This is a genomic window from Mechercharimyces mesophilus (genome assembly GCF_059818345.1).
In genome coordinates, this window is record NZ_JCBAPH010000001.1 from 997,893 (window position 1) to 1,024,754 (window position 26,862).

Consider the following 26,862-nt stretch of genomic DNA (forward strand, 5'->3'; position numbering starts at 1 on the left):
GATGAAGCGAAGAGAGATGCAGCATGAGACGAAAAAGGAATTTGTGCACGATGTTTTTCAAAGCATAGCTCATAAATATGATCGAATGAATTCCCTTCTCAGTTTTCGACGTCACAAAGCATGGCGAAAGAAGACCATGAAGAAAATGGATGTTCAGTTAGGTGACAACGGTCTTGATGTATGCTGTGGCACAGGCGATTGGGCCATTTCTTTGGCACGAGCCTCTCAGACGGGCAAGATCGTGGGTCTTGATTTTAGTGAGAATATGCTGGCTGTCGGGAAGGAGAAAGTGGCTAGTTTGGACCTGGAATCCCAGATTCAATTGCTCCATGGAGACGCCATGAATCTTCCTTTCCCGGACGATTATTTTGACCACGTTACGATTGGGTTTGCTTTACGCAATGTCCCGGATATACGGCAGGTATTGTCCGAGATGAAGCGGGTGGTGAAGCCGGGTGGACAAGTTGTCTCTCTTGAACTGTCCAAGCCCACGTGGAAACCATTCCGTGCTTTGTATTACTTTTATTTTCAGCGTGTCCTTCCTCTACTGGGGAAAGTTGTTGCAAAGCGTTATGAACAATATCGGTGGCTTCCTGAATCCCTACTGGATTTCCCTGACTACCGTGAGTTGGCCCGCATCTTGGAAGAAGAAATGGGGTTGGAGTTGGTTGATGTGACTCCTCTCACTGGTGGGATTGCAGCGATACATATTGGACGCAAGGGCATGGAGTCATGAACGACGGTAGTGGAATGGATTCGTGCTCAATCTTATGTCGGCGATGGTGAATAGTATGAAGCTTGAAGATATTTATCGTAGTTTAGAAACGGATATTCGTGCGATTGAACAACAATTGTCCGTTGTGATTCAAACGGACCATCTCCTGTTGAATGAATCGGCGAATCATTTATTGGTTGCGGGCGGAAAGCGAATGCGCCCGGTCTTTTCGTTGTTAGCAGGAAAGTTTGGCCAATATGATCTGGAAAAGCTAAAGAAAGTGGCGGTTCCGCTTGAGTTGATCCATATGGCGACCCTTGTTCATGATGATGTGATTGATGATGCGGAAACACGTAGAGGCCAGCCGACAGTGAAGACGAAATGGGATAACCGGATTGCCATGTACACCGGTGATTATATTTTGGGGCAAGCCTTGTCACTCGCAGGTGAAGTTGGAGATCCTCGAGTCCACCAAGTGGTATCGAAAGCGGTTACGCAGATGTGCCTCGGTGAAATAGACCAGATTCGTGATTTTTATCGCTGGAACCAGACATTATCCTGTTATTTGCGTAGGATTAAACGAAAGACGGCTTTACTTATCGCAGTCAGCTTTCATGCGGGAGCCCTTGTGAGCAACGTTCCGGATGACTTGACGCGCCGTCTTCACCTATTTGGCTATTACATGGGGATGGCTTTTCAGTTGACAGATGATGTTCTTGACTTTATGGGGAACGAAGAAGAATTAGGCAAGCCAGCTGGAAGTGACCTTCGACAAGGAAACATTACGCTACCTGTGATTTGTGCTCTGCACAGTGGAGAGGAAGAGGCCCGTCAACTTGTTTTGCAGTACGTACAGGGAGACCGTAGTCCGGAAGCTGCTGAGCAGGCGATTGCCGCTGTGCGTCAATCGCAGGGGATTTCTTTTACCAATGAGTTGGCCCGTCGCTATCTGGATAAGGGCTATGCCATTTTGCAAAAAATGCCTGTCTGTTCTGCACGCGACTTATTAGAGAAGTTAGCCCAGTTTATTGAGCATCGCTCTTATTAGGAGGCTTATTGGTTTGCTTTCCCCATCGTTTTTTGATAGAATGCCTTTTGGTTACATAGTACCAAGAAATCGATATTTGCATCATGGTCAATTGGCGATGATGATTATTGGAGGATGAGCGAAAGATGGAAAAAACATTTTTGATGGTAAAGCCGGATGCTGTACAGCGTGGCCTTATTGGTGAAATCGTATCCCGTTTTGAGAAGAAAGGATTTAAACTGGCTGGCGCAAAGTTGATGACCATTTCGGAAGAGCTAGCTAAGAAGCATTATGGTGAGCATGCGGAGCGCCCGTTTTTCGGTGAATTGGTTAGCTTCATTACATCGGCTCCTGTATTTGCGATGGTGTGGGAAGGCGATGATGTGATCGCAACCGCTCGTCAAATGATGGGGAAAACCAACCCGAAGGAAGCACTTCCTGGTACAATCCGTGGCGACTTCGGTATTAGCGTAGGCATGAATATTATCCATGGTTCGGATTCTCCGGAGAGTGCATCGCGGGAAATTGGTTTGTTCTTCGATGAGAAAGAACAGAGTGAGTACAACAAAACCATGGATCAGTGGATCTATTAAGACGAATAGCAGTTCTTTAAACCGATGATTCCGTAGGGAGTCATCGGTTTTTTCCATTGGAGAAAGGAACCGTACTTAGGATGATAATCAAAAACTAGTTTGCAACACAAACAAAAAGCTCGATTAAATCGATGCCGGCTGGCAACGAGCTTTTGCGGAGGAGGAGAGAAAAGTGAGAGGAGCAGTGATAATCGGTCTAGCTGGAATGGTTGGGGCGGTATTACGTTATGGTGTGTCGCGTGTACTCGTGTTGTTCGGAGATCCGGTGTATCCACTTGCGACTCTTCTTACCAATTGGACCGGTTGTCTGCTATTGGGGTGGTTGACGGTATGGTCACTAACACAAAGAAAGTTTAAAGAAGAGTGGATGCGCGCAATCGGGACGGGACTGATCGGTTCGTTTACGACCTATTCTACTTTTAGTGTAGAAACGATGGACCTTATTTACGAAGGCAGATGGGTGATGGCTCTTTTCTATGTGAGCATGAGTTTGTGTGGTGGCTTTCTTCTCGCCTGGATCGGATGGAAGTGGGGAGAGCGTCGTGCGAACAGGAGGAAGGCGTAATGGATATACTCTATGTTGCTCTGGGTGGTTTTGGAGGGGCTGTGGTACGTTGGTGGGTGAGTAGTTGGCTAAATGAAAAGTTGTGGGGACGATTTCCGTTAGGAACGTTATTCGTCAACGTAACAGGTTCTTTCTTGCTCGGTCTATTATTTGGTGTTTCCACTTCTTATCCTATTTTTTTGCTCTTCGGTGTCGGCTTTCTCGGTTCCTATACGACGTTTTCGACGCTAAATGTGGAGCTGGTTCTGTTTGTTCAGCAGAAGAAGTGGAAGATGTTGATTCTCTATCTGTTGCTTACCTACCTTATCGGCGGACTCGCTGCTTTTTTCGGATTTCATCTGACAAGTGCTTGACAGGAGAATACGGACTATATTATTATATGTTTAAACACTTAAACATTAGATAACGGAGAGGGTGCATTTACATGACGAATACAGCATTAATTACAGGCGCATCAAGTGGAATTGGTGAGGAGCTGGCAAAGGTATTTGCTCGAGAGGGACACGATCTAATACTCGTCGCACGGAGAGAAGAGCGATTGCATCATTTGGCAAAGGAAATACAGAATAAGCACGCTGTTCAGGTAGAGGTGTTGGCAGAGGATTTAAGCGATCCGGATGCGCCTGACCGCATCTATGCTTCGATGAAGCAAAAGGGGATTCAAGTTGATGTATTGGTGAATAATGCCGGATTCGGAGATTTTGGTACCTTTTTAGAGTCGGATCTAAAGCAAAACTTAAATATGGTTGATGTCAATATCAAGTCTCTGGTTTCTTTGACGCATCTGTTTCTTCCCGATATGGTGGAGAGGGGATCAGGAGGAATCTTTCATACGGCCTCCATCGTTGGTTTCCAGCCTGGAGGACCGCTGATGTCGATCTATTACGCAACCAAAGCATTTGTCGTATCGTTTACAGGGTCTCTGGAGAATGAATTGAAGGGGACTGGGGTAAGCGTAACGGCTTTATGTCCGGGACCGACAGAAACAGGCTTCTCCAATCGAGCAGGCTGGGTGGGATCAAAGGCCATGCAGTCAGCAGTGGCAGCACGAGAGGTGGCCGAGGTAGGCTACCGTGGGTTTGCGAAAGGGAAGACTTTTGTCATTCCTGGTTTCAGCAACCGAATGACGGCTCGTTTAGGGAAGTGGCTCCCACGAAAAATGGTTACCCAGGTGATTCGTAATTTCCAGGAGACACGTAGATAATCAGCATTCCAGTAGTCCGCGCGGGGTTTCCCTTTCGCCTGATGAACGAAAGACCATCCAATGTGCGAAAGAGTTCCTCGCTCCCTTATAGAAGTTTGGTGTGAAAAGGATTAAAATAGAGGAAGGTTACTCTTTCAATAGAGATTTCTCTATATAAGAAATGAGAGTCATTTTTCACTATATATTTAACCATTCAGTAAGTATAAGGGAGGAGAGGGTTATGGAACAAGCCGCAATGGACACGTTTCGTACGTGTACGCCATTATTTCATGCGTTGGGGGACCCTGCGCGTCAACGGATTATTCTCCTGCTTGCAGGAAGCGCGCAACTAAGTGTAAATGAGATCGCCGAGCAGTCCACCTTGTCGCGCCCGGCGATATCGCATCATCTCAAAGTTTTACGGGATGTGAATTTAGTAGAGATTGAGCAAAAAGGAACACAACGACTTTATTCTCTTTCTTTTGACGATGCCATTCTTCACCTCAAAGAGCTGGTACGAACGGTTGAACTGGCTTGCGCGGACGAATGTTAATACTTGAATAGATTTTACGAAACCCTCATTCCTGACAAGGTTGGGGGTTTTTATTTTTCTTCAACGATAATGGTTTGTGAGAGGGTCTTTCCGTCGATCGTGAAGGGAGCATGGTTATTGGCGTTTAGCGTAACGGTGATCTCATGGGAACCCGGGGAAAGCGAAGGCAAGTGATACCAACTCCCATAGAGGCGTGCGATTTTATTTCCATCTACATAGAGGTGGGCATGCCCTTGTCCGGATTCGTGTTTTTCACCTGCCCTTGCTGGTTGGAAGGTAAAATGCTCGGTTTGGATATGTAGATTCCAACCAGTGAGATTGTCTGGAATGGCATGAATTTCGAGTGTAGGGAGGGGAGTACTTTCCCACTCTACTGGACTCTCCTGATGATGATGCCCATCCTCATTTGCTGATGTAGAAGATTCACCACTCTCTGCGTGCTCAGAATGGTGATTGGCAGATGAATTCGCCGAGTGGGCATGTATCCCTTCGTGTGAGGGCAACAGGGTACTTCCCCCCCAATTCACGATGTAATAGAGCACAATACCAACGGTAAGATAAAGGACCGTACGGCCGTCTTTTTTAAGAAGTGGCATGAGTTCGCTCGCGCCAATATAAAGAAGCAATCCTGCTGAAAAGAGTATGGAAGCGGAAGTGAAGGAGGATCCCATCGCGAAGAGAAAACCGAGTCCATACCCGGTTAGCGTCCCTAGCAAAGTGGCAACCGCTAAGATGATCGTGGCGAGGATCGCTTGCTTTTTTCCTTGTTTACGTGCAATGATTAGGGTAGAAATGGCGGCTCCTTCTGGGATCTTATGTAGGATTAAGGCAAAGGCGAGGGCAAAACCGATGGTAGCAGTAGCAAGAAATCCAACGCCAATGGCAAATCCTTCGCAGAAAGCATGAATAGACAAGCCGGTCAGTGTCACCCAGATGAGTTCTTGATCGCCACTCTGCTTGCGGAAGCGAGTCAGTCCATAATGTAGAAACAGCGCAACCAGAAAACCGACAAGAAGCCATGGTCCCATCTGCGGGGAGCTGGATAGCGAGTGAGAAATCATCCCGCTAATGACGACAGTTAAGATCAAACCAATACTAACAGCTAAAAGGTTTTGGAGGTGACTTGCTTTTTTGGGACTTTTCCACCAAATCCAAATACTTCCGAGAACATAACCTACTCCTGTTAGCATAGCAAACAGAAACAATCCCATTTAACGCACGCTCCTTTCTTACTCATTATTTATGACGATTTCTCATCATTTAACACATTTGCACTCTCTATTCAAGGATCTGACACAAAGAAAGCTTGAAAACTGAGGAATTCTTAGTTAAATTAATACCTAGAATCTATTTGTTATTTTATGTTGAAACTTCACATACAGTGAGGTGATTGAGGTTGCTACCAGATGAACGGCAACGTCGAATTCGGGAATGGATACAAACCGAAGAAAGTCTGAGAATCAGTGAACTAAGTGCAGGGCTAGGTGTATCTGAAATGACGATTCATCGTGATATCAAGCCATTACTGGACGAGGGGCTGATCACAAAGACATACGGCGGTATTCGGTTGATGGTACCAACGTCCGCTAAACCGTTACCGTCATCTAGTTGTATCTACTGTCATCGTCAATTAAATCAACGTCTTACTTGTCGGATCGTGCGTAAAAATCATCAGGTTGAAACGGCTTGTTGCGCACACTGTGGATTTTTGCGATTGGAGCAAATTGCAGATGCGACGCAAATGCTGGTACAGGACTTCCTATTGAACACGACGTTTAGTGCAGCTCATGGATGGTTTGTGATGGACTCAACCTTAAACGTCCATTGTTGTCAGCCACAAATGCTACCGTTTGAGCAGAGGCAGGTTGCAGAAAAGTTTGTTAAAGGTTTTTCTGGGATGATCTACTTTTACGACATGGCCGTAGAAGCCTTACAGCAGCAAATGAATCACACGACATGCAAAAGCAAAAACAAGTAATGAATAAAAGGAGCAAACAACAAAATGATCAAGAATAAATGGTTACTCTCTGGAGCGGTAGGACTCTCTCTGATGGTTGCATTGACGGCTTGTGGAGGCGAAGAAGGAAAAGAAAACAAGGACAACATGGAGCATGCAGATTCCGCAGAAGAAGAACAATCAGGTGAACATGCTGGGCACGGAGAAGAGAAGAAAGAGCAAGGAGAAGATAAAGAGAAAGATGGCTCAGGAAATGAGCATGGTGCAGATGAAAGCGATGATGGAAGTACCGCAGATACGACTGCTGAAGGATTAGAGGTAACCTTTACGGTTGATCCAGAAGAAGCAAAAGCAGGAGAGCCCGTAATGATGATGGTGAATGTTATGCATAAAGAGGAAGCCGTCACCAAAGCGGATGAAGTCGAATTTGAAATTTGGAAAGATAGTGAAGGCAAAGAGAGCAGCGAGCGTGTGAAAGCGGAGCATGTAGAAGCTGGAATGTATATGGGGTCAAAAGAATTACCCAAAGCAGGGAAGTACCATATCATGTATCATGTAACAGCTAAGGGAAGTCATAGTATGAAGCAAGTCACAATCAATGCAAAATAAAAGTACGCTAGTTAAACCCGGGTGTGGAGAGGATTCCACGCCCGGGTTTTTGTCAGGGTAGGGATGATTGCTCGTGCCAGAAGCTAATGGATTCAAGCATGAAGTGGCTAGATTGGTTTTTGCAACGGGAAGTGATAGGATTAGCAAAAAGGTTTTCTAGCAAAAGGTGGGGGAGCTATTGAGACAAAAAGTGTTACAGAGATTAAGCCCGCCTCAAGTCCTTGTTATTGGCTTTGTTTTGATGATCATCGTAGGTACTGCACTTTTATCTATGCCTATTGCAACAGAGTCGAGGGTACCTCTTGGACTCTTGGATGCTTTGTTCACTGCCACCTCAGCTGTTTGTGTAACGGGGCTCGTCGTAACCGATACAGCAACTACCTTTAGTCTGTTTGGCGAATGTGTCATTCTCCTGCTTGTACAATTGGGTGGCCTCGGGTTTATGACGATTAGTGTTTTGTTTGTTTTGATATTAGGGAGAACCCTCGGTGTAAAAGAGAGACTGGTTCTCCGCTACTCCTACCACCAACCCCATATTCAAGGGGTAGAAAGATTAACCTGGAACATCATTCTCATTACCTTTCTGGTTGAAAGTATAGGATTTCTCTTGCTTGCCTTCCGCTGGGTACCTGAATGGGGATGGCAAAAAGGTCTCTACTATTCTCTTTTTCATTCGATTTCAGCTTTTAATAACGCTGGATTCGACCTGTTTGGAGATTACGGCATGTATAGTAGCCTCACCATGTACGTCGATGATCCGTGGATCAATCTGACGATTGTTGGCCTGTTCCTTATAGGGGGAATCGGGTTTATCGTGATTGCGGATCTGGTTCAATATCGCAGAAAACGCCGACTAAGCATGCATACCAAACTGGTATTGTCGGTTTCTGGTTTTTTAATTGTGTTTGGTGGATTGACGATTCTGCTAATCGAATGGAGAAATCCCACTACCTTGGGACCGCTATCGTTTGAACACAAGGTAATGGCCTCTTTTTTTCAAGGTTTATCTCCACGAACAGCAGGATTTAACACACTGGATCTATCTACTATGTATCCTGCTTCACAATTAATCATTATTTTGCTTATGTTTGTTGGAGCAGCTCCCAATTCGACGGGGGGTGGGATTAAAATAACCACCTTTATTATCGTTGTACTTGCCGTTTGGAGCATGATTCGTGGGAAGGACGAAGTGATCAGTTTTCGTCGACGAATTCCTTATAGGCACATATACTTGGCGCTGACCATTTGGGTTCTTTCTTTGTCTGTTACGATCATCATTTCCAGTTTATTAACCATAACAGAACATACCGATTTGACGACTTCGTTTTTTGAAACCGTTTCTGCAGGGGGAACAGTGGGGCTCTCACTGGGTTTAACCCCTCACCTAACGGATATCGGGAAAATCATTCTTGTACTCACCATGTTTGCGGGTCGTCTGGGACCATTAACACTAGCATTTGCGCTCATGCAACGGAAACAACAGCCTCCCATTCGCCATCCAGAAGAGAGTCCGTTAATTGGGTAAGAGAAGAAAATGATGTTGAGAGGATGTCAATGACTTTGGAGACAACAGAGGAAGGACTAAGTATTAAATAGTGAACTAGTCTGCAACACAAACCATTTGCGTAGATGAAGCAAGTAGCTAAGCAACATGCTTATCTGTACGGGAAGACATCAACGATCCTCAACCACTTCGAAATAAGATCATGGCAATGACAAAGGCTAAAGACAAAGTTTGGGATAGCCATAAGAAACCTCGTTGACCCTTAGCATACAGGGTAACGGGGTGTTGTAATTGACGAATCCCTTAGTGCGCCATTTTTTGGGTGTGTCTACAATGCCTTGTCATTAGAATTCTGTTCTACAAATTCAAGTATTTTTTCATTTATCATTTCGGGATATTCGCCACTAATTGCGTGGGAAGCATTCGGGCAGATTTCAATTCTGATATTCTTGACGACATTTTCGCCTTTTTTCACAGCCCTTTCTGAGTTATGCATCTTACTGTTTTCTGCCATTAATGCGAAAATTGGAAGATCAATAGTGTTTAGCTCCTCATCACTAAAGGAGGATTCTCTCGAAATGAATTCATAAAATCAGACCAGTTTGTAATACAGACTAAAACTAGGATACAATCATGTTCTCAACATGCTATTTCCCTGTGGTATGATAGGGAAATAGCATGAAGTAAGAATTACAGGAACTGGAGAGAGTAAGCATGCGCTATTTAACAGCAGGTGAATCACATGGTCCACAATTGACGGTCATTATGGAAGGATTACCTAGCCATATGCCTTTCGCAAAGGAAAAAGTAAACGCTCAATTGAAGCGTCGACAGGGAGGATATGGGCGAGGTCGACGGATGCAAATCGAGTCCGATGAAATCGAAATTTTATCTGGCGTGCGATTTGGGGAGACGACCGGTGCTCCCGTAGCCTTATCCATTCAAAATAAAGATTGGACTCATTGGCAGAAGGTTATGGGACCTGAGCCTCAATCCGAAATGGCAGACAAAAGACGGATTTCACGTCCGCGCCCAGGGCATGCTGATTTGGTAGGTGCGATGAAATACAATCACCGTGATATGCGGGACGTGTTGGAGCGTTCCAGTGCACGGGAGACAGCTGCACGTGTAGCCGTAGGGGCAGTCGCACGGTTGCTGTTGGAAGAGTGCGGAATACGGGTTGCCGGTCACGTGGTGCGCATCGGCGAGGTGGAAGCACCTGTTCAGGAAGGATTATCTTTTGAAGAAATCCAAGCAATCTCTGAAGCCTCACCCGTTCGTTCTTTAGACGAAGATGCTGGGAACGAAATGATGAAGGTGATCGACCGTAGCAAAAAAGCAGGGGATTCCGTCGGAGGTATCGTGGAAGTCCTTGTCGAAGGAGTCCCGGCGGGATTGGGCAGCTATGTCCATTGGGATCGCAAGCTAGATGCGCGTCTTGCCCAGGCGATCATGAGTATTCAAGCGTTTAAGGGAGTGGAATTTGGTATTGGCTTTGAAGCGGCGGAAAGACCAGGTTCTCAAGTACACGATGAAATTGCATGGACAGAAGAGAAAGGTTTCTATCGGGAAAGTAACCGCCTAGGTGGCTTTGAAGGCGGAATGACCACGGGAGAGCCGTTGATTATCCGAGGTGTCATGAAGCCCATTCCCACGTTATATAAGCCGCTTGCCAGTGTGGATGTAGATAGTAAAGAACCGTTCGCCGCTAGCATCGAACGCTCGGATAGCTGTGCCGTACCAGCCGCAAGTGTTGTAGCAGAACATGTAGTAGCATGGGAAGTGGCTCGTGCGCTGTTAGAGAAATTCCCTTGTGATACCATGAGCGAACTAACAGAAAGCATAAAGCAATACCGAGAGCGAGTGAGGAATTTTTAGTATGCGTACCTTAACGGTTGAACTGGGGGAAAGGACCTATCCGATCGTCATAGGGACAGGGGTACAAAAGGAGATCCCGCATTATCTTCATTCACGCGGGATCGGTACAGACAGGAAGTTGTTTATTCTTTCTGATTCCCAAGTGGCCCCTCTTTATTTAGATGATGTGAAGATGAACTTAGAGAAGGCGGGTTATCTAGTAGGAGGATTTACTGTTCCTCATGGAGAGGGAAGTAAATCCTTGGAACAATGGGAGAGAGTGCTTTCTTCCTGTATTGATTTTAGTATGGATCGCCACAGTGTCATCTTAGCTTTAGGTGGGGGAATGGTGGGGGATCTAGCTGGTTTTGTAGCTGCTACTTATCTACGAGGCATTCCTTTTGTTCAGTTACCAACCACCGTATTGGCTCATGATAGCAGTGTGGGAGGAAAAGTGGGTGTCAATCATCCGCAAGGAAAAAATCTCATTGGTGCTTTTCATCAGCCAGCATTGGTGGCATACGATGTGGATACCTTGCAGACATTACCCCAGCGGCAAGTCATCTCGGGTTACGCGGAAGTGATTAAGCATGCCCTTATTTGGGATGCTTCCTTCTTCGCATGGCTTAAACAGCATGTTTCCTCTTTGCGTTCGCTGTCTGTCGAGGAAGTGGAAATGGCGCTTTTTCGAGGGTGTGAAATCAAAGCGGAAGTGGTCTCTCAGGATGAAAGGGAGTCTGGCCTAAGAGCCATTCTAAACTATGGACATACCCTCGGTCATGCATTTGAGGCGCTCTCCCAATATGAAATCGCTCACGGTGAAGCCGTGTCACTCGGAATGGTAGGAGCAGCGATGTTAGCAGAAGAGTTAGGAATGGTGGATGATGGAGTACTGGATGCTACGACATCCTTGTTAACCGCTTTTGGGCTTCCTACTCGTTTGACGATCAATGTAGAGATCCCCATGGTGCTATCCCTTCTTCAAACAGATAAGAAACGTCGAAAAGATGAATATGTTTTTATTCTCCCCACACGGATTGGAGAGGTTCGTATTGTTCGCGGTATAGACGAAGGAGCCATCTCGCGTACAATTGAGCGACTTCAACAGTAAGAGAGTATGCCTCTCTTTCCTTCGGACGATTTAGATAGGTGGATATGCAACTTTTGTTCCCCTCTATACGTCTAACAACTGTAGGTAAATAGAATCGAATTCTAACTATAGCAACTGACTTTCTATAGGAGGATCAATGATGAAACGAATCGTAATAGGAGTTTTCTGCTTATCTATATTCGTCGGGGGATGCGGAACAGGCAATGCGGATCAAAATGATGTGGAAAAGTTAACGGATGCATCTTCTCCAGCAGTTGTTCAGGAAAAGAAAAAGGATGAAGAAAAGGATTCAAATACTGCACAAGGGGAAGAAGAGGTGGAGAATGGGATGATCGAAGGAACGATTACTCATATTGAGAAGCACGCCCCTAAGCGTAACTACAATTCAGATGAAGAGGAGAAAAACTCTCCAACAAAATCAGCACCCAAAGATGAAACCATCACCCCGCCTAAAGAAGGGGTTAATAAAGAAGTATTGTACATCCTGACGATTACGAAAGAGGAGGGTGATGAAAACCCTTATGATGAGATGCTCGTCCTCGTCACGAAGGAAACCCCTATACTTAGCGCGGATGGAGAGAAAAAAACGATTCAATCTTTAGTAAAAGGGGCTAGGGTAAAAGTTACTTTGGCTGGTCCCATTCAAGAGATGGAGCCACCACGAGGTAGCGCGAGCACCGTCATTTTGTTGAATAAATAATGATGAAGCTTGAGAGTAGTAGAGGGGGAGTGAAGAAAGAATGAAAATGAAGCGACGCATCCAGGGCTTGCCGATGTATCAACCCGGTAAGCCTTTGGAAGAAGTGAAGCGAGAATTAGGTATAGACGAAGTGATCAAGCTGGCTTCCAATGAGAATCCGCATGGGGCTTCCCCTGTAGTGTGGGATTCATTACAAGAAGTCCGTAACCAATTGGCAATGTATCCTGAAGGAACAGCTCCGCTTCTACGTCAAGAGTTGGCTCAATTTTATGGAAAAGAAGAAGAAGCGTTTTTACTGGGAAATGGGTCAGATGAAATTGTGCAAATGATCTCACGTACGTACCTTGAGCCAGAGGATGAGGTGATCATGGCGGATATCACTTTTCCTCGTTATAAAACCCATACGGTGATCGAGGGAGCGACTCCCATTGAAGTCCCGCTTATTGATGGAACACATGATTTAGAGGGAATGCGCCGAGCGATCACCACCAACACACGCATTGTTTGGATCTGCAATCCGAATAATCCTACGGGGACGATTGTGAAGCAAGACGATTTTCTTTCTTTCCTCAAACAAGTTCCCGATCAGGTGCTAGTGGTAGTGGACGAAGCCTATTATGAATATGTGACATCGCATGAATACCCTGATTCTCTTTATTTGTTGGACCGTTTTCCTAACCTCATTATTCTACGAACTTTTTCTAAGGTCTACGGGTTGGCTGCGCTTCGGGTTGGCTACGCGATTGCCCATCCTCAGTTGATTTCGGATCTTCATCGGGTACGTGAACCTTTTAATTGCAATCGATTGGCACAACATGCTGCTCGAGCGGCATTAAGAGAGCAAGATTTCGTCCGTTTTTGTGTCGAACAAAATGATCGAGGTCGAAAACTCATTTCTCAATTTCTCGATCGCTGGGGCCTAAGCGCTTTTCCTGCTCATGGGAACTTCGTTATGCTAGATACAGGGAGACCTTCAGATGAGGTATATGGGGCTTTTTTGAAGCAAGGAGTCATTGTTCGTCCCGGGAGTTTACTGGGATACCCTACTTTCATTCGAGTAACCGTAGGAACAGAGAAACAAAACACTTACTTCTTACAAGCTTTCGAGAAAATTTTGGTTGAAGAAAAGGATTGACGAACAGACTGAATTGACTTATAATAATTTTCAATCTATGGTTTCTCTCCACTCCTATACTTTTGAACTGCCCCGTGTAATTGTGTCTGGGCAGTTCTTTTTTTTCTCTTCTCATAATACTTGTCTAATAGAGGAGGGATACCAGGTGATGCCCAGAAACGCACGCTCCACCTTATTTGAAATGATTATCGTACTTGGTTTTATCTTGTTATTAAAAGAATGGTTACTCCCATTTTTCATTTGGATATGGTTTTCAAGTGGAGACTTTGCGTCTTCTATGCTGGAATGGTCCATCCTTATTATGGGTGTCTGTACCTTTTTCATTTATCTCAGCTTTGGTTCGTCAGCCAAGCATATCTATCACCTCTCACTGACGGAAGCGATCACCGTGTTCTTCTGGGTACACATGCCCCTCTTCCTTCCCACCTTCTTTGCGCTCCCTTCATTAGCTGAGGAATGGTCTGCCATTGTAGGAGGGTGGTTAAAGCTCTTTTCGCCTTCCTCTCATCTCACAGAGCCTCTCTTTACGTTCCTCCTCGCGTTGCTTCTTTTTATAGGAGGACGAGGAATGGAGATCATCGAAAAAGATCAGTCTAAAGAGAAACCTCAGTCTCAAGCTAATCTATATAAACAAAGAAACAAGCGAAATTAGATCCCTGAAAATATAAACCAGTTTGCATTACAAACAAAGAGCCATGTTTATTTGCTTTCCTTTTAACCCACACTAATTTGTAAAGGGAATAAAAGGGGTTGAATTGGAAATGGAGATGGCACGACTTCTTACTTATGCAGACATCGAACAATTAAATCAAATGGCTGTTAGTTATGAATGCAACGTCAATCCGCACTCAAAAAGAGAACTTATACAATCCCTTCTTTATCAGATGGGGGACTCCTCTCTTTTAAAATCAGAGTGGAATGCATTGTCCATGACGGAGAAACGTTTTTTGCAACTTCTCTATTTCGACAATCTATCTCGTTATTCCCTCGAGGACTTATTGGGAAAAGGACGTGCCGCATTAAAAGAAGAGCAAGGTTCTCCACGCTCCCTCATCCGAGTCTCTTTACGGAAAGGATGGCTTTTTCCAGGGACAACCTCTCGTGATCGCTATCTCTATTTTCCTGCGCGCGATTTTATCGGTCGTATGCTTCGCCTTTCGTGCTCCGAATCATTTCAAAGACAAGCCCCAACCCTACAACCACCCGTTTATCGTTCGGAAGAGCACTTATTAGAACATGATCTGCTTCAATTTCTCTATCGTGTAAAGGAAGAAGCTTTTCCTCTTACCTCAGAAGGAGCCATTTACCGGCAGCAACTAAAGAATTTACTAAAGTCCTTTTCAGTGGAGGAAGACCCCATTTTATCCGAACGATTTCGCTTTGGGTTTGGTCAACACTACCACCTGTACCCTAACAGATTCTCGTTTCTATATGACTACGCGCTATACCAGGGATACATCAAAGAGCTTCCCGAGGGTCTACTGGCGTTAACATCCGCAGGTGTGCAACGTACCGAGGAAGAAGTGAGAGGGGAAGAATATGATATGTATCCTTTCTGGATGCGTCTTTATCGTGGACCCATTCCCCATCTACCACTTATCACGCGTTGGATTGATTTTATGGTATATCGGAACTGGACTCCGTGCTCACTGGTTGAAGCACAAGTGGAAGAATGGATTGAACCTTATTACTACAAATCAAAGCAAGATTTGTTTCAGCAGATTTTAACCATGCTTCTTCATCTAGGTGTACTCCAACTAAGTGAGGGAGAAGAAGGCAACCTGATCGCCATTCAGGACGATGGACATCACTTAATGCAAAGTAGTGAACGAAAAGAGTGGCACGTATCCAATCGCACAACCCAGGGAAAAGGAGAAAGGGTAAGAGAATCTCAACCTGTTCCAGAGAAGGAAAAGTGACGACCTCTAGCGAATAGAGATAAATAATAAGCACCTAATACGACTGAAGTGGCACCGCCCTTCACTCACCTTTGACAATCAAGGGGAGATGAAAATGCAAGGACCGATTACGTCTCTTGAGAAAAAAGAGTTTATCTATTGGTTTTTAAATAAATATGAGCTGCAACGTCGTGAGGCAGCTTGGCTACTTACTTATGTTGCATCCAATCAACAACTCCTAGAGAATGTCCATTTTGTAGATAATATTCAAAACTTATCTAAAACATTGTCTATCTCCACACGCTGTTCTCATAACCGTCCATTCCTTTTTGCTAAGAATCGTCGTAAGAGTGATGATGTCGAAACAGCGTTTTATGATATTCGTGCTTATTCAGATGAAAAGTTGTACATCTCACTATCTTTTAAAGGAAGAACCGCTTGTCCAGAATATGCTGCTGTATTGGAGGCGAATCCAATGGAAAAGCAAAACATTACACAAGATCAAGCACTAAGTGTTCTAGCGGAGATTGTGTTAGATCAAGCGGCAAGAGAGTACCGAATACGTTCTTTGTATCAAGAGATTAATCACGCACTGGAACAGAGGGATGAGAAAAAGTTTTTACAATTAAGCGAAGAGTGGTCCCTCCTGCTAGAATCATGAAGGAGATTTGCGGTATAATGCTCGGCGAGGGCCGGGTATTTTTATTGTAAAGGAGCAACCAGGATGATACTAGCTGACGTCAAAACAGAAGATTGGAAATCATATGCTCCCTATGTCGATACGTTGCTGTTACCGATTGCACGTATTCGTTTTCAAGAGAAAGAGTTGGATCGTTCGGAGCAATCTATCGAGGATATTGCTCATACGATTGAGCAAGAATTAAAAGGGAGAATATTGCTTTTGCCCTCCATTCAGTATGGAGAGGATGTGTCCATTCTCCGAAAATATATCGAAGATGCGGTGCGAGGATGGGAAAGTTCGTCTTTTTATCACATTTTCTTATTAGGAGAAGAGTCTCTCTTACATGACTTTCATCTAGAGAAAAAGCAGTTGCCATTCCGTCTATCTTCCTTTCCCATCCCTCTATCGAACCAGGAAAATAGCGATATAGAGGAGATATCTACCTCCATCAGCGAAGAAATGATTCGCATCTGGTCGTATGAATGAGAGCGATATTTGAGGGAAAAGTAAAGAGGACGTGATCTTCCAAACTTCTTGACATAGCTTAATCCGGTTCGCTATCATTGATATGTCCTAGTAATACTTTGATACGGTTCCGGTCCATATAACGCAACCCGCAACGAGGGAGGTCGGATGGTACGTGAGCAATAATAAGAAGCGACGCTTGTCTCGTCGTCAGTTTCTCATCAACACATTGGCGGGATCAGGAGCCTTTATGGGTGCCGGCATGTTGTATCCTATGGTCCGATTCGCCATCGACCCAGTTCTACAAAAGCAGGAACAATCATCTTTTGTGGAAGTGGGATCCGTTGAGGAATTTGGCACTGAACCAGTAGGCATTCAGTTCTTTGTTGAACAGAAAGATGGTTGGTACCAAAAAGAAGGCGGGACCAAGATGACAGCTTGGGTTAAGAAGCAAGATAATGGTGATTTCCTTGCTCTTTCTCCCATCTGTAAGCACCTCGGTTGTACTGTGAAATGGGAAGGTAGTCCAGAATTTAAGGATGAATTCTATTGCCCATGTCACGGTGGCCGCTATACGAATAACGGAGTGAACATTAAAGGAACACCTCCACTAGCTCCACTGGATATGTATGCTACCAAAGTGGAAAATGGCAAGCTCTTTTTAGGTCCGATTGCTGAGCGGGAAGGAGGGGAATAAGATGTTGCAAAAGGTATATGATTGGATCGATGAACGAATCGACATTACCCCTCTCTGGCGGGATGTAGCCGACCATGAAGTGCCTGAGCACGTAAACCCGGCACATCACTTCTCCGCGTTTATCTATTGTTTTGGTGGATTGACATTCTTTATCGTGGTCATTCAAATCTTGTCTGGAATCTTTCTCTCCATGTACTATGTTCCGGATATTGAAAACGCCCATGCGAGTGTACAATTCCTGCAAAATGAGATTGCCTTCGGGCAAATTGTACGCGGAATGCATCACTGGGGAGCCAGTGTTGCGATCGTCATGCTCTTTCTTCATACTTTGCGCGTCTTTTTTACCGGATCGTATAAACACCCACGTGAATTTAACTGGGTAATCGGGGTGTTAATTCTCTTCGTCATGATTGGGCTTGGTTTTACCGGGTATCTACTTCCTTGGGATAACAAAGCGTACTTTGCGACGAAGGTTGGTGTTGAAATCGCAGCTAGTGTGCCTTTTATCGGGTCATACATCGCTAGCTTCCTACAAGGAGGAAGCGTGGTAGGCGCACAAACGATTGCTCGTTTCTTCGCGCTACACGTATTCTTCTTGCCAGCAGCACTCTTTGGATTGCTTGCTGCACACTTTATCCTGATTCGGAAACAAGGCATCTCGGGGCCGTTATAAGCCTTCATTGACGCGCAAAGGGGGGATTTTACTTGGCACATAACAACGATAAAAACAAACAGGTTCACTATGTTGGCGATTCCCGTGTTCCTGCGAGAAACAAAAGTGAGAAGATGGCTCCGCCAGATTATGATGAATTTCCAGGGAAAACAGAAGCTTTCCTTCCAGACTTTCTTCTTAAAGAGTGGATGGTAGGGGTTGTTTTTCTATCCGGTTTTATGGCACTCGTCATGGCTCACGAGCCACCATTGGGTGAAATTGCCGATCCGACGAATACGAGCTTCCTGCCCGTACCGGACTGGTATTTCCTCTTCCTATATGAATTACTCAAATTCAGCTGGGCATCTGGTCCCTATACGGTCATTGGCATTATCGTCTTACCAGGGATCATGTTTACCGCGTTACTCTTGGCACCCTGGTTGGACCGTAGTAAAGAACGTCGTCCCTTTAAGAGGCCGATTACAACCAGTTTAATGGTCCTTTCCATACTTGCAATGACGCTTCTCACTTGGTTCTCCGAAGCGGAGCACCAAGAGATGCTAGCAGCGCAAGGGGGCTATCAGCAAGAAGTGGGTGAAGAACTTCCAGCTGTATCAGCCACGGATCATCCTGGGTATGAGATCTATAAAGAAAATGCTTGTATCCAATGTCACGGTGAGAACTTAGAAGGGGTAAATGGCCCTTCACTCATCGATGTGGCTAACCGTTATACGGAAGAAGAGCTGTACGATATTACGAATAACGGTAAAGGTACGATGCCACAAGGAATGTTCCAAGGATCAGAAGAAGAGAAAGCTCTCCTGATCGAATGGCTTGAAATGCAAAAAGTTCCTGGTAGTGAAGATAAAAGTGGCAGTAAGTCGCACTAAGTCAATACACATAAGGAACGATACGAAAAGGTGATCCATTGATGTGGATCACCTTTTTTCATACGAGGTGAATGTGATGGAATGGATTCGCACTTACTGGAAACAGTTTATGTACCTATTGGAACAAACATGGGTGATTTGGAGCTTGTTTGTGATCAATTTAATCGGCTCACTCTACGGCTTCTATTGGTATAAAGCGCAACTGATCGATACAGATTCTTGGCTTAATCTATTTGTGCCCGATAGCCCAACAGCATCTCTCGCTTTTACATTCGTCCTCTTTTTTTATGGATTGGGAAAGCGTTTTCCCTTTTTAGAGGCCTTTGCGGCCGTTACGCTATTTAAATATGGAATCTGGGCCGTTCTTATCATTGTTCTGGGTGCACTTTTTGAGCCGGGTTCTTTCTTTTCCAATCTACACTGGACGGATTGGATGCTCTCTTTCTCTCATCTAGGGATGGCACTGCAAGCTCTTCTCTACAGCCGCTTTTATACGTTCCGGTGGTCTCATCTTGCTTGGGTAGCATGCTGGACGTTACTTAATGATGTGTTGGATTATGGGCTTGGTATCCATCCCTGGTTGCCAAGAGTGCTATATAACTATGTTCCGTGGATTGCTGCTTTGACCGTATGTTTAAGCCTGATTGCTATCTTTCTATTTGCTACACTCCGTCTGCAACAGAAGACAAACCATCGTTTATCTGTGGGGTGATTCTGCGCCCTCGGATGACTGATTCGGACAAACTCTGCATAGGGTAGTACAAGTAGATTTGTTTGAAGGGGATGTCCAATATGAAGACAAGGCGCTTATGGGGATGGATCCTTCTTTTTTCTTGCTTACTATCCTCCTTTCCTAGTGTGGGATGGGCAGCAGAGGAAGGAGCAGAAACCTGGAGTAAACAAGCTGCTAGGGTAGAGAAAAGGGTACAAGCAGAAGAATGGATGGAAGCACGAAGTACGATTAAAGATCTAGCACAATCGTTTGCAAAAGCCGATTTATCGAAGCAGGAATTGTCCATCGATGCGATTCATGTATTGTCTGAAACCATTGTCCGTACAGATCAAGCACTTTCCCGCGTAGAGATTCGCATAGCAGAAGCACAGCTGGCGGCTAAACGCCTTCATCTGGCCTTTGATGCAGTAGCCCATCAACAACCCCTGTGGCATCAGCTCCATGATGTGATGCAATCGGATGTGAAAAAGATTCAACACGCGATTCAATCGGGGAAAGAAGAAGAGGCAGTCACCGCAACCGAGCAACTTCTTGCTCATTATGACTCGATTTATCCAGCATTAGTAGTAGACCGCAACATGGTTACTGTGAAAAAGGTGGACTCCCTCCTGCACTATATCGAGCAGCAAGCGGAAAATAAAGACTTACAAAAGTTATCCCAAGGGCTGGGTCATTTTCAGAAGCAATTAAAGCCCCTGTACTTTGGACCAGAAAATGAAGTGGTTTCTTGGGCAGAGAAGCAGGATGAAAGTTCTATCTGGGGAGTGGTGTGGATGGGAGGAATCATCGTTACTGTGTTAGCTTATATGAGCTGGACGATGCTCCGTCAAGAGAGACGAGGAGAGAATGGGAGAGTTAGGGTGGATGCTCATTCAAAATAAGGGAGAAAGCTAAAAAGTATGCATATCGGCGTAAACTCATATTAAAAAGGCTTGGGTTGATGGATCGATCACCCAAGCCTTTTTAATGAAATTGGTTCGTCTAGGTTTTTTCAAAGGTGAACCCTTCCCCTAACACATCTTTCACATCGTGCACCACCACGAATGCTTCAGGATCCACACTGTTCACCAGTTGTTTCAACCGAGGAAGCTCATTCCGGCTAACAACGACATATAGAACTTCTTTATCCACCCCAGTATACCCCCCGCGGCCTTTTAACAGGGTGATTCCTCTGTCCATCTCTACCGTAATTTTATTGGAGATGGACACGGCAGAGTTCGAGATGATGTTGACGGCTTTTGAAGAGCTTAAACCTTCGATTACAAAGTCGACAACCCTTGAGCCGATAAACACGGCAACCAACGTGTACATTGTTTTTTCGCGTCCGATTGCGAAAGCATTGATGGCAATGATGAAAAAATCAAACAGGAACATCGTCTTACCGATACTCCAGTCATGGTACTTCTTCATCAGCCGTGCAATGATATCGACGCCGCCCGTCGTACCACCGATACGGAAGATGAGACCCAGTCCTAGCCCTACAAATACCCCGGTATACAGGGCAGCAAGCAGGAGGTCGTTTTCTAGCTCCATTAAATACGAATACCTGTCTGTATACTCAATGGCCAAGGAAACCGCCACAATCCCAATAATGGTATAGATAAATGTGCGCTTTCCTAACACCCGATACCCTACAAAAAGTAGTGGGATATTAATAATGAAAATCACGATTCCGGTTGAAAAACCAAACACATAATGCAAGAAGATCGCTAGTCCCGTAAATCCTCCTTCGGCCAGCCCATTGGCCAAAGCAGTATTAATTCCGATGGAAAAGACAAGAGAACCGAGAAGGATAATGAAGAGATCATAAGCTATTCTTTTGGTGATTATATTTTTCATTGTGGTATTCGCCTCCTTTTCTGTCTGTTTTGATGTTTTCTAAGTTGCTTTTGAAGGTTAGTATCCCGATATATTATACATGCCCCTTTGTATCTCTTCAATGCAAAAAGCATTTGTCTTCCCCATTAGGATAAGATACCATGAAGAAGGATCGGAGGGAATAGCGATGAAAGCAGAGAAAACAATGGCAGAGATGCAAAAAGAAGTGGATCAATATATCGGCCAATTTCGCGAAGGCTATTTTCATCCCTTATCGATGCTTGCCCGGATGAGTGAAGAGGTAGGAGAATTGGCCCGTGAAGTGAATCATCGCTTTGGAGAAAAGCCGAAGAAGCCAGAGGAAGCAGAAAGCAGTTTGGAGTCTGAACTAGCTGACTTGCTATTTATTACCATATGCTTCGCCAATTCACAGGGAATTGACCTAGAACAAGCATTTGATAGCGTGATGAAAAAATACAACACCCGCGATCGAGATCGCTGGACGCGGGTCGATCAAGAAAACTGATTTCTACATAGAAAGACTTCTATAGAGAGGAATAGAGAAAATGGAGAAAATTAGAGTGCTCGTCGCTGGTGCCAGTGGACGGATGGGACGAGAAACAGTCAAAATGATTGCAGCAACCGATGATCTTCAGTTGATAGGAGGGACCTCTCGTACCTATGCCGGACAAGAAGTGGGGAAGGTAGTAGGTGCTACGGTGGAAGCTCCCTTTTACTCTTCACTGACGGAGGCATTACAAACCGAGGTGCCGGATGTGCTCGTCGACTTTACCACACCCGATACGGTAACGGAACATATCCAGCTAGCTCTAGAACAGGGGGTTCGTCCTGTAGTGGGGACGAGTGGACTAGCGGAAGAGAGAGTAGAGGAGTTAGCAAAGATCGCTAACGAACGGGGAATAGGAACGATTATCGCCCCCAATTTTGCCATTGGCGCTGTACTTATGATGATGTTTGCGCAAAAAGCAGCTCGCTATTTACCCGATGTGGAGATTATTGAGATGCATCATGATCAGAAGTTAGACGCACCCTCTGGAACAGCGATGAAAACGGCCGCTCTGATCCGGGAAAATCGGGAAGAAAAGAAACAAGGTCATCCAGAGGAAAAAGAAATTCTCACAGGTGCCCGTGGCGCTTATCAAGATGGCTTCCGTATTCACAGTGTTCGACTGCCAGGATTGGTAGCCCATCAAGAAGTACTCTTCGGCGGAGCAGGGCAACACCTATCCATCCGCCATGACTCTTTAAACCGAGAATCGTTTATGCCAGGGGTTCATTTGGCGATAAAGGAAGTAATGAAAATGAATCACCTCGTTTATGGATTGGAGCATATTCTAGATAGATAAAATGACTATACAAGAGGGAGCGAAAGGAGTAACCGACGTGATAAATAATGAGAATAGGGTGCGTCTGCTTGCTATCGGAGCGCATCCGGATGATGTAGAGATTGGTGCTGGAGGGATTCTGGCTAAGCATGCGGCAGCTGGGTATCCCGTGGCGATTGTGGATTTAACCCAGGCAGAGTTATCCTCTAATGGAAATCCCACATTGCGGCAACAGGAAGCAAGAGAAGCAGGAAAAGCCCTTGGACTGGTTGCTCGCTACAATCTAGAATTACCTGATCGAGGATTGAAGGAGAGTCCAGAAGCGGTGGAGAAAATCGCTGCAATCATCCGGCGTCTACGTCCGGAGACCGTCTTGTTGCCGTTCGGAAAAGATCGCCACCCCGATCACGTCGCTGCCAGTCAACTGATTCGAGAAGCGATTTTTGATGCAGGGATTCGCAAGAAAGAGATCCATGCTCTCCCTGCTCATCGTGTATCCCATGTTTTTTGCTACTTTATCAATCATATAGAAGAAGCGGACCTGATAGTAGATATTAGTAGTGTGCACTCACAAAAGATGAAAGCCATCCAAGCTTATGCTTCTCAATTTTCTCGCCAAGAGGGGGAAGTCGATACTCCCTTAAACCAGCCAACGTATCTAGGAATGATTCGTGGCCGCGATCAGCTATGGGGACATCAAATTCAAGTGGCTTATGGTGAGGCACTCAAATTAGTTAGCCCTCTCCCTTACCCATGGCTTGTGGATACACAGAAGGGGGTATAGAACATGCGAATTGGAATTACTTGCTATCCTACTCATGGTGGTTCCGGTGTGGTAGCCACGGAGTTAGGTAAATTGTTGGCCGAGCGCGGACATCAAGTTCACTTTATTTCGTATGATATGCCTTTTCGGTTAGAGGGATTTCATCATAATATTCATTATCATGCTGTAGAAGCCAATCATTATGCGCTCTTTCGCTATCCTCCATATGACTTATCCCTTGCCAGCCGGATGGCCCAAGTAGCAAAACAGCACCAGTTGGATATTTTGCATGTTCATTATGCCGTTCCGCATGCCATCTGTGCCTACCTAGCCAAGCAAATGGCGGAGCGAGATTTTCAGGTAGTGACGACTTTGCATGGAACAGATATTACGATACTCGGAGAAGATCCCTCACTAAAAGATATTATCTGTTTTGGAATACAGCAAAGTGATGCGGTTACAGCTGTATCTGAAGCCTTGATTCAACAAACGCGAGAGCTTTTCTGTGCGGAAAAGCCGATTGAGCGCATCTATAACTTCGTTGATCATCGCATGTATTATCCGCGTGATGTCATGGATATTCGTGCCCAATATGCACGTGAAGATGAACACATTCTCTTTCACATGTCCAATTTTCGTCCTGTTAAACGAGTAGGCGATGTGATTAAGATCTTTGAACGTGTTCAACGACAGGTACCCGCACGTCTACTCTTGGTAGGGGAAGGCCCAGATCTATCCAAGACACGGCAACAGGTTGAGGATTTGGGATTAACCGATAAGGTATGTTTCCTAGGAAAACAAAATGAAGTTGCTCGTCTGATCTCATTAGCAGACCTCTTGTTGTTGCCTTCCGAAAAAGAAAGCTTTGGGCTTGTGGCATTGGAAGCCATGGCATGTGGTGTGCCCACAGTAGGCTCTCGTGCTGATGGCATTCCCGAAGTCGTACAGCATGGGGAAACCGGCTACCTGGCAGATATCGGCGATGTGGACTCCATGGCAGAAGGGGCGATTTCTCTTCTTTCCAACCCGGATCTTTACCGCACATTTTCACAGAATGGGTTGGCCCGCTCACGAGATACATTTTGTGGGAATCATATCGTGGATCAGTATGAATCTTTGTATCGCAAGGTGATCGAGCAAAATAAATAACCGATTCACTATAATCCATCCTTCCTCTACCATGAGCGCCTGCAAGCAGGACAAGCGAGCGTCAGTTAAACGAAAGGAGGGTCTTCCTTGTCCATGTATCAAACCGCACGGTGGCTACTGATTAAGCTAGAAGAGGCCGGCTACCCTGCTTATTTCGTAGGAGGGTGCGTACGTGATCGGCTGTTAGGAAAAGAACCTGCCGATTACGATGTGGCTACACGTGCACTGCCGCAAGAGGTGGAAAAAGTGTTTGCTCACACCATTCCAACGGGGATTCAACATGGAACGGTTACCGTCTTGCTCGATGGAAATGCTTTCGAGGTAACGACGTTTCGTACAGAGGAAGGGTATTCGGATCGACGCCATCCGGATCATGTTTCTTTCGTCACAGACTTACGAGCCGATCTGGCGCGTCGCGACTTTACTATTAATGCGATGGCAGAAGATCGAGCGGGTCACCTCTATGATCCTTATGGAGGACAGATCGATTTAGAGCAAGGAATCATTCGTACGGTCGGTCAGCCACAAGATCGTTTCCAAGAAGATGCGTTACGCATGTTACGGGCCATTCGCTTTGCCACCCAGCTCCAATTTACCATAGAAGAACAAACAGCTCTGGCATTAAAAGAAGGCTCTGCTTCCTTACCTGCTGTAGCGGTGGAGCGGGTACATAGCGAGCTAGAGAAGATCTTGCTCTCATCGCTTCCCTCCTATGGCCTCACCCTTCTTTTTCAGCACCACCTTTGGCGACACCTTCCGCCTTTTTGTGATTGGGAGACCATCCCCAAAGATCCTCCAACACAGCTGAAGTGTATCGATGAACTTGTTGAGATTGAGGCACGTTGGGCGCTTCTCTTATCTGTCTGCGGTGTCGAGGTGAATCAAGCACGCTTCGCTCTCACGACGTTACGCTTTAAGTCGGAAGTAGCGCAGCGCGTGGAGGCGATGTATACCTTGAGTGAGCGGTACCCCTCTTTTCCTACGGAAAGAGAAGGGAAGAAACTTCTTCTTAAGCACGGCATCCCTCTAACACTCGCTGCGGGGTGCCTTGCCCAATGTACAGGCAAGGTCTCCTCAGAGGTGCTTACTCACCTGCAACAATGGGCACAGGAGTTGAAGATACAAGCACGCCATCAACTGGCCATCGATGGGCACCAGTTGCGAAGAGAGATGAAAGCACCGCCCGGTCCATGGCTTGGAAACACCTTAACAGAACTACTCGAACGAGTCGCTTGTGGGGATCTTCCCAATGAGCGTCAGACATTGCTGAGGGAGGGAAAAGCGATTGCGCAAAAGTATACGTGAAGAATTATTAAAGCTATTGGTGCAAAGTGAGAAGCAACCCCTGTCGGGAGAGAGCTTAAGTGAAAAGCTCGGCTGTAGTCGAACCGCGATCTGGAAGCATATCAATGAATTGCGTCAAGCGGGATACGAGATCGAAGCCCGTCCCAAGGTGGGATACCAACTACGCAATCAACCGGATCGGATGGCAGGTGAAGAAATCCAAGCGTATTTACAAACGAAGCGCTTTGGTCACCAAATTCACTATGAACACTCTCTTCCCTCCACCCAAACGTTTGCGCACCAATGGGCTAGGGAAGGGGCCAAAGAAGGATCCCTTGTCGTAGCAGAGGAACAAACAGCCGGTAGAGGACGTTTGGGGCGCCAATGGCATTCACCAGCTGGGTCAGGGATTTGGATGAGTTTAATCGTCCGTCCACCCATCCCTATGGCCCATGCCTCCCAATTAACCTTATTGGCATCGGTTGGAGTAGCACAAGGGATCGAGCGGGTCATAGGCGTGCCACTAGCCATTAAGTGGCCGAACGATCTGTTACTCGATGGGAAGAAAGTGTGTGGAATTTTGACTGAATTACGCGGAGAGCAAGATCGCATTGACTACATGATATTAGGAATAGGCATCAATGCTTTCGGAGAGACTACGGATTTCCCGCCAGAGATTCAAACGAGAGCGACAGCGCTTTCCACCACGAATGGCTCTTTCCGGCGGGCAAAACTAACGGCCATGATCCTGGAATCATTGGAAGAGTTATATGACCGTTACTTGCGTGAAGGGTTTTCTTTGATCCAAGGCGAGTGGGAACAGCGGTCCTCTATGCTTGGACAAGCCATTGTTGCACGGACTGGACAAGGGGAAGTCCAAGGTGTGGCACAAGGGTTGAACGAGCATGGTGCGCTCTTGCTCCGGAAAGCAGACGGAGAGATGATGCCTCTTTATTCAGCTGAGATTCAATTGTAA

General features: G+C 45.6%; 31 protein-coding genes. 29 read left to right on the forward strand and 2 right to left on the reverse strand.

From position 1 onward, the window contains the following. Nucleotide 1: 1 nt before the first annotated feature. The 7 genes from AC6RGY_RS05080 to AC6RGY_RS05110 all read left to right on the forward strand — a co-directional run bounded on the left by AC6RGY_RS05080 (nucleotide 2) and on the right by AC6RGY_RS05110 (nucleotide 4,636). Nucleotides 2–736 carry a demethylmenaquinone methyltransferase gene (locus AC6RGY_RS05080; protein ID WP_499860170.1) on the forward strand — a complete coding sequence of 245 codons (735 nt, stop codon included), beginning with the start codon at nucleotides 2–4 and terminating at the stop codon, nucleotides 734–736. A gap of 55 nt (nucleotides 737–791) precedes the next feature. After that, the gene (locus tag AC6RGY_RS05085) at nucleotides 792–1,763 is read left to right on the forward strand and encodes a polyprenyl synthetase family protein (RefSeq protein WP_499860171.1); all 972 of its coding nucleotides are present in this window, start codon (nucleotides 792–794) and stop codon (nucleotides 1,761–1,763) included. A 125-nt stretch (nucleotides 1,764–1,888) separates the two neighbouring features. Beyond that, complete coding sequence (gene ndk / locus AC6RGY_RS05090) at nucleotides 1,889–2,335, forward strand: nucleoside-diphosphate kinase (RefSeq protein WP_499860172.1); 447 nt, start codon at nucleotides 1,889–1,891, stop codon at nucleotides 2,333–2,335. A 172-nt stretch (nucleotides 2,336–2,507) separates the two neighbouring features. After that, entirely contained in the window at nucleotides 2,508–2,900 is a 393-nt protein-coding gene (gene crcB, locus AC6RGY_RS05095; RefSeq protein WP_499860174.1) for a fluoride efflux transporter CrcB, read from the forward strand. After that, nucleotides 2,900–3,253, forward strand: a complete 354-nt coding sequence (crcB, locus tag AC6RGY_RS05100; RefSeq protein WP_499860175.1) for a fluoride efflux transporter CrcB — start codon at nucleotides 2,900–2,902, stop codon at nucleotides 3,251–3,253. The genes crcB (AC6RGY_RS05095) and crcB (AC6RGY_RS05100) overlap by 1 nt, the downstream gene beginning before the upstream one ends. Before the next feature lie 71 nt (nucleotides 3,254–3,324). Continuing rightward, complete coding sequence (locus AC6RGY_RS05105; protein ID WP_499860176.1) at nucleotides 3,325–4,104, forward strand: SDR family NAD(P)-dependent oxidoreductase; 780 nt, start codon at nucleotides 3,325–3,327, stop codon at nucleotides 4,102–4,104. 220 nt (nucleotides 4,105–4,324) lie between these two features. After that, entirely contained in the window at nucleotides 4,325–4,636 is a 312-nt protein-coding gene (locus AC6RGY_RS05110) for an ArsR/SmtB family transcription factor (protein WP_499860178.1), read from the forward strand. A gap of 50 nt (nucleotides 4,637–4,686) precedes the next feature. Here the strand turns inward: AC6RGY_RS05110 and AC6RGY_RS05115 are convergent, their stop codons facing one another. Further along, nucleotides 4,687–5,847 carry a ZIP family metal transporter gene (locus AC6RGY_RS05115; protein ID WP_499860179.1) on the reverse strand — a complete coding sequence of 387 codons (1,161 nt, stop codon included), beginning with the start codon at nucleotides 5,845–5,847 and terminating at the stop codon, nucleotides 4,687–4,689. A gap of 185 nt (nucleotides 5,848–6,032) precedes the next feature. Between AC6RGY_RS05115 and AC6RGY_RS05120 the strand changes: the two genes are divergently transcribed. The 16 genes from AC6RGY_RS05120 to AC6RGY_RS05195 all read left to right on the forward strand — a co-directional run bounded on the left by AC6RGY_RS05120 (nucleotide 6,033) and on the right by AC6RGY_RS05195 (nucleotide 20,407). Next, nucleotides 6,033–6,614 carry a DeoR family transcriptional regulator gene (locus tag AC6RGY_RS05120; protein ID WP_499860181.1) on the forward strand — a complete coding sequence of 194 codons (582 nt, stop codon included), beginning with the start codon at nucleotides 6,033–6,035 and terminating at the stop codon, nucleotides 6,612–6,614. 24 nt (nucleotides 6,615–6,638) lie between these two features. Further along, complete coding sequence (locus AC6RGY_RS05125; protein WP_499860183.1) at nucleotides 6,639–7,202, forward strand: FixH family protein; 564 nt, start codon at nucleotides 6,639–6,641, stop codon at nucleotides 7,200–7,202. Between the two features lie 178 nt (nucleotides 7,203–7,380). After that, complete coding sequence (locus AC6RGY_RS05130; protein ID WP_499860185.1) at nucleotides 7,381–8,727, forward strand: TrkH family potassium uptake protein; 1,347 nt, start codon at nucleotides 7,381–7,383, stop codon at nucleotides 8,725–8,727. Nucleotides 8,728–9,420: 693 nt separating this feature from the next. Further along, nucleotides 9,421–10,584, forward strand: a complete 1,164-nt coding sequence (gene aroC, locus AC6RGY_RS05135; protein WP_499860186.1) for a chorismate synthase — start codon at nucleotides 9,421–9,423, stop codon at nucleotides 10,582–10,584. A gap of 1 nt (nucleotide 10,585) precedes the next feature. Next, entirely contained in the window at nucleotides 10,586–11,674 is a 1,089-nt protein-coding gene (gene aroB, locus AC6RGY_RS05140) for a 3-dehydroquinate synthase (protein ID WP_499860188.1), read from the forward strand. A 139-nt stretch (nucleotides 11,675–11,813) separates the two neighbouring features. After that, nucleotides 11,814–12,374, forward strand: coding sequence for a hypothetical protein (locus tag AC6RGY_RS05145; protein WP_499860190.1), 561 nt, complete (start codon nucleotides 11,814–11,816; stop codon nucleotides 12,372–12,374). Nucleotides 12,375–12,414: 40 nt separating this feature from the next. After that, on the forward strand, nucleotides 12,415–13,509 hold the full coding sequence (hisC, locus tag AC6RGY_RS05150) for a histidinol-phosphate transaminase (RefSeq protein WP_499860192.1): 1,095 nt from the start codon (nucleotides 12,415–12,417) through the stop codon (nucleotides 13,507–13,509). Nucleotides 13,510–13,654: 145 nt separating this feature from the next. Next, a complete protein-coding gene (locus AC6RGY_RS05155) occupies nucleotides 13,655–14,161 on the forward strand; it encodes a hypothetical protein (RefSeq protein WP_499860194.1) in 507 nt (168 codons plus the stop codon). 109 nt (nucleotides 14,162–14,270) lie between these two features. After that, complete coding sequence (locus AC6RGY_RS05160; RefSeq protein WP_499860196.1) at nucleotides 14,271–15,428, forward strand: hypothetical protein; 1,158 nt, start codon at nucleotides 14,271–14,273, stop codon at nucleotides 15,426–15,428. A gap of 94 nt (nucleotides 15,429–15,522) precedes the next feature. Continuing rightward, complete coding sequence (locus tag AC6RGY_RS05165; protein ID WP_499860197.1) at nucleotides 15,523–16,068, forward strand: YpiB family protein; 546 nt, start codon at nucleotides 15,523–15,525, stop codon at nucleotides 16,066–16,068. 63 nt (nucleotides 16,069–16,131) lie between these two features. After that, a complete protein-coding gene (locus AC6RGY_RS05170; RefSeq protein ID WP_499860199.1) occupies nucleotides 16,132–16,575 on the forward strand; it encodes a DUF2487 family protein in 444 nt (147 codons plus the stop codon). A 154-nt stretch (nucleotides 16,576–16,729) separates the two neighbouring features. Then, nucleotides 16,730–17,251 (forward strand): Rieske (2Fe-2S) protein, encoded by a 522-nt coding sequence (locus AC6RGY_RS05175; RefSeq protein WP_499860201.1) that lies wholly within the window; start codon nucleotides 16,730–16,732, stop codon nucleotides 17,249–17,251. 1 nt (nucleotide 17,252) lies between these two features. Then, entirely contained in the window at nucleotides 17,253–17,924 is a 672-nt protein-coding gene (gene qcrB, locus AC6RGY_RS05180; RefSeq protein WP_499860202.1) for a menaquinol-cytochrome c reductase cytochrome b subunit, read from the forward strand. Between the two features lie 32 nt (nucleotides 17,925–17,956). After that, nucleotides 17,957–18,793 (forward strand): c-type cytochrome, encoded by an 837-nt coding sequence (locus AC6RGY_RS05185; protein ID WP_499860204.1) that lies wholly within the window; start codon nucleotides 17,957–17,959, stop codon nucleotides 18,791–18,793. A 76-nt stretch (nucleotides 18,794–18,869) separates the two neighbouring features. Next, nucleotides 18,870–19,505, forward strand: coding sequence for a DUF1405 domain-containing protein (locus AC6RGY_RS05190; protein WP_499860205.1), 636 nt, complete (start codon nucleotides 18,870–18,872; stop codon nucleotides 19,503–19,505). Nucleotides 19,506–19,585: 80 nt separating this feature from the next. Then, nucleotides 19,586–20,407, forward strand: coding sequence for a sporulation protein YpjB (locus tag AC6RGY_RS05195; RefSeq protein WP_499860207.1), 822 nt, complete (start codon nucleotides 19,586–19,588; stop codon nucleotides 20,405–20,407). A gap of 100 nt (nucleotides 20,408–20,507) precedes the next feature. Here AC6RGY_RS05195 and AC6RGY_RS05200 read toward each other — a convergent pair whose 3' ends face one another. Beyond that, entirely contained in the window at nucleotides 20,508–21,365 is an 858-nt protein-coding gene (locus AC6RGY_RS05200; RefSeq protein ID WP_499860209.1) for a YitT family protein, read from the reverse strand. Nucleotides 21,366–21,531: 166 nt separating this feature from the next. Here AC6RGY_RS05200 and AC6RGY_RS05205 point away from each other — a divergent pair, with 166 nt between their 5' ends. The 6 genes from AC6RGY_RS05205 to AC6RGY_RS05230 all read left to right on the forward strand — a co-directional run bounded on the left by AC6RGY_RS05205 (nucleotide 21,532) and on the right by AC6RGY_RS05230 (nucleotide 26,862). Continuing rightward, the gene (locus AC6RGY_RS05205) at nucleotides 21,532–21,870 is read left to right on the forward strand and encodes a nucleotide pyrophosphohydrolase (protein ID WP_499860211.1); all 339 of its coding nucleotides are present in this window, start codon (nucleotides 21,532–21,534) and stop codon (nucleotides 21,868–21,870) included. Nucleotides 21,871–21,910: 40 nt separating this feature from the next. Beyond that, nucleotides 21,911–22,711, forward strand: coding sequence for a 4-hydroxy-tetrahydrodipicolinate reductase (gene dapB / locus AC6RGY_RS05210; RefSeq protein WP_499860213.1), 801 nt, complete (start codon nucleotides 21,911–21,913; stop codon nucleotides 22,709–22,711). A 37-nt stretch (nucleotides 22,712–22,748) separates the two neighbouring features. Beyond that, nucleotides 22,749–23,474 carry a bacillithiol biosynthesis deacetylase BshB1 gene (gene bshB1, locus AC6RGY_RS05215; protein WP_499860215.1) on the forward strand — a complete coding sequence of 242 codons (726 nt, stop codon included), beginning with the start codon at nucleotides 22,749–22,751 and terminating at the stop codon, nucleotides 23,472–23,474. 3 nt (nucleotides 23,475–23,477) lie between these two features. After that, nucleotides 23,478–24,602 (forward strand): N-acetyl-alpha-D-glucosaminyl L-malate synthase BshA, encoded by a 1,125-nt coding sequence (gene bshA, locus AC6RGY_RS05220; RefSeq protein WP_499860217.1) that lies wholly within the window; start codon nucleotides 23,478–23,480, stop codon nucleotides 24,600–24,602. 93 nt (nucleotides 24,603–24,695) lie between these two features. Then, a complete protein-coding gene (locus AC6RGY_RS05225; RefSeq protein WP_499861467.1) occupies nucleotides 24,696–25,907 on the forward strand; it encodes a CCA tRNA nucleotidyltransferase in 1,212 nt (403 codons plus the stop codon). After that, the gene (locus AC6RGY_RS05230; protein ID WP_499860220.1) at nucleotides 25,888–26,862 is read left to right on the forward strand and encodes a biotin--[acetyl-CoA-carboxylase] ligase; all 975 of its coding nucleotides are present in this window, start codon (nucleotides 25,888–25,890) and stop codon (nucleotides 26,860–26,862) included. The genes AC6RGY_RS05225 and AC6RGY_RS05230 overlap by 20 nt, the downstream gene beginning before the upstream one ends.

Coding starts and splice junctions, on each gene's coding strand:
- AC6RGY_RS05080 (WP_499860170.1), top strand. CDS start 2: ATGAAGCGAAGAGAGATGCAGCATGAGACGAAAAAGGAATTTGTGCAC.
- AC6RGY_RS05085 (WP_499860171.1), top strand. CDS start 792: ATGAAGCTTGAAGATATTTATCGTAGTTTAGAAACGGATATTCGTGCG.
- ndk (WP_499860172.1), top strand. CDS start 1,889: ATGGAAAAAACATTTTTGATGGTAAAGCCGGATGCTGTACAGCGTGGC.
- crcB (WP_499860175.1), top strand. CDS start 2,900: ATGGATATACTCTATGTTGCTCTGGGTGGTTTTGGAGGGGCTGTGGTA.
- AC6RGY_RS05105 (WP_499860176.1), top strand. CDS start 3,325: ATGACGAATACAGCATTAATTACAGGCGCATCAAGTGGAATTGGTGAG.
- AC6RGY_RS05110 (WP_499860178.1), top strand. CDS start 4,325: ATGGAACAAGCCGCAATGGACACGTTTCGTACGTGTACGCCATTATTT.
- AC6RGY_RS05115 (WP_499860179.1), bottom strand. CDS start 5,847: ATGGGATTGTTTCTGTTTGCTATGCTAACAGGAGTAGGTTATGTTCTC.
- AC6RGY_RS05125 (WP_499860183.1), top strand. CDS start 6,639: ATGATCAAGAATAAATGGTTACTCTCTGGAGCGGTAGGACTCTCTCTG.
- aroC (WP_499860186.1), top strand. CDS start 9,421: ATGCGCTATTTAACAGCAGGTGAATCACATGGTCCACAATTGACGGTC.
- aroB (WP_499860188.1), top strand. CDS start 10,586: ATGCGTACCTTAACGGTTGAACTGGGGGAAAGGACCTATCCGATCGTC.
- AC6RGY_RS05145 (WP_499860190.1), top strand. CDS start 11,814: ATGAAACGAATCGTAATAGGAGTTTTCTGCTTATCTATATTCGTCGGG.
- hisC (WP_499860192.1), top strand. CDS start 12,415: ATGAAAATGAAGCGACGCATCCAGGGCTTGCCGATGTATCAACCCGGT.
- AC6RGY_RS05160 (WP_499860196.1), top strand. CDS start 14,271: ATGGAGATGGCACGACTTCTTACTTATGCAGACATCGAACAATTAAAT.
- AC6RGY_RS05165 (WP_499860197.1), top strand. CDS start 15,523: ATGCAAGGACCGATTACGTCTCTTGAGAAAAAAGAGTTTATCTATTGG.
- AC6RGY_RS05170 (WP_499860199.1), top strand. CDS start 16,132: ATGATACTAGCTGACGTCAAAACAGAAGATTGGAAATCATATGCTCCC.
- qcrB (WP_499860202.1), top strand. CDS start 17,253: ATGTTGCAAAAGGTATATGATTGGATCGATGAACGAATCGACATTACC.
- AC6RGY_RS05190 (WP_499860205.1), top strand. CDS start 18,870: ATGGAATGGATTCGCACTTACTGGAAACAGTTTATGTACCTATTGGAA.
- AC6RGY_RS05195 (WP_499860207.1), top strand. CDS start 19,586: ATGAAGACAAGGCGCTTATGGGGATGGATCCTTCTTTTTTCTTGCTTA.
- AC6RGY_RS05200 (WP_499860209.1), bottom strand. CDS start 21,365: ATGAAAAATATAATCACCAAAAGAATAGCTTATGATCTCTTCATTATC.
- AC6RGY_RS05205 (WP_499860211.1), top strand. CDS start 21,532: ATGAAAGCAGAGAAAACAATGGCAGAGATGCAAAAAGAAGTGGATCAA.
- dapB (WP_499860213.1), top strand. CDS start 21,911: ATGGAGAAAATTAGAGTGCTCGTCGCTGGTGCCAGTGGACGGATGGGA.
- bshA (WP_499860217.1), top strand. CDS start 23,478: ATGCGAATTGGAATTACTTGCTATCCTACTCATGGTGGTTCCGGTGTG.
- AC6RGY_RS05225 (WP_499861467.1), top strand. CDS start 24,696: ATGTATCAAACCGCACGGTGGCTACTGATTAAGCTAGAAGAGGCCGGC.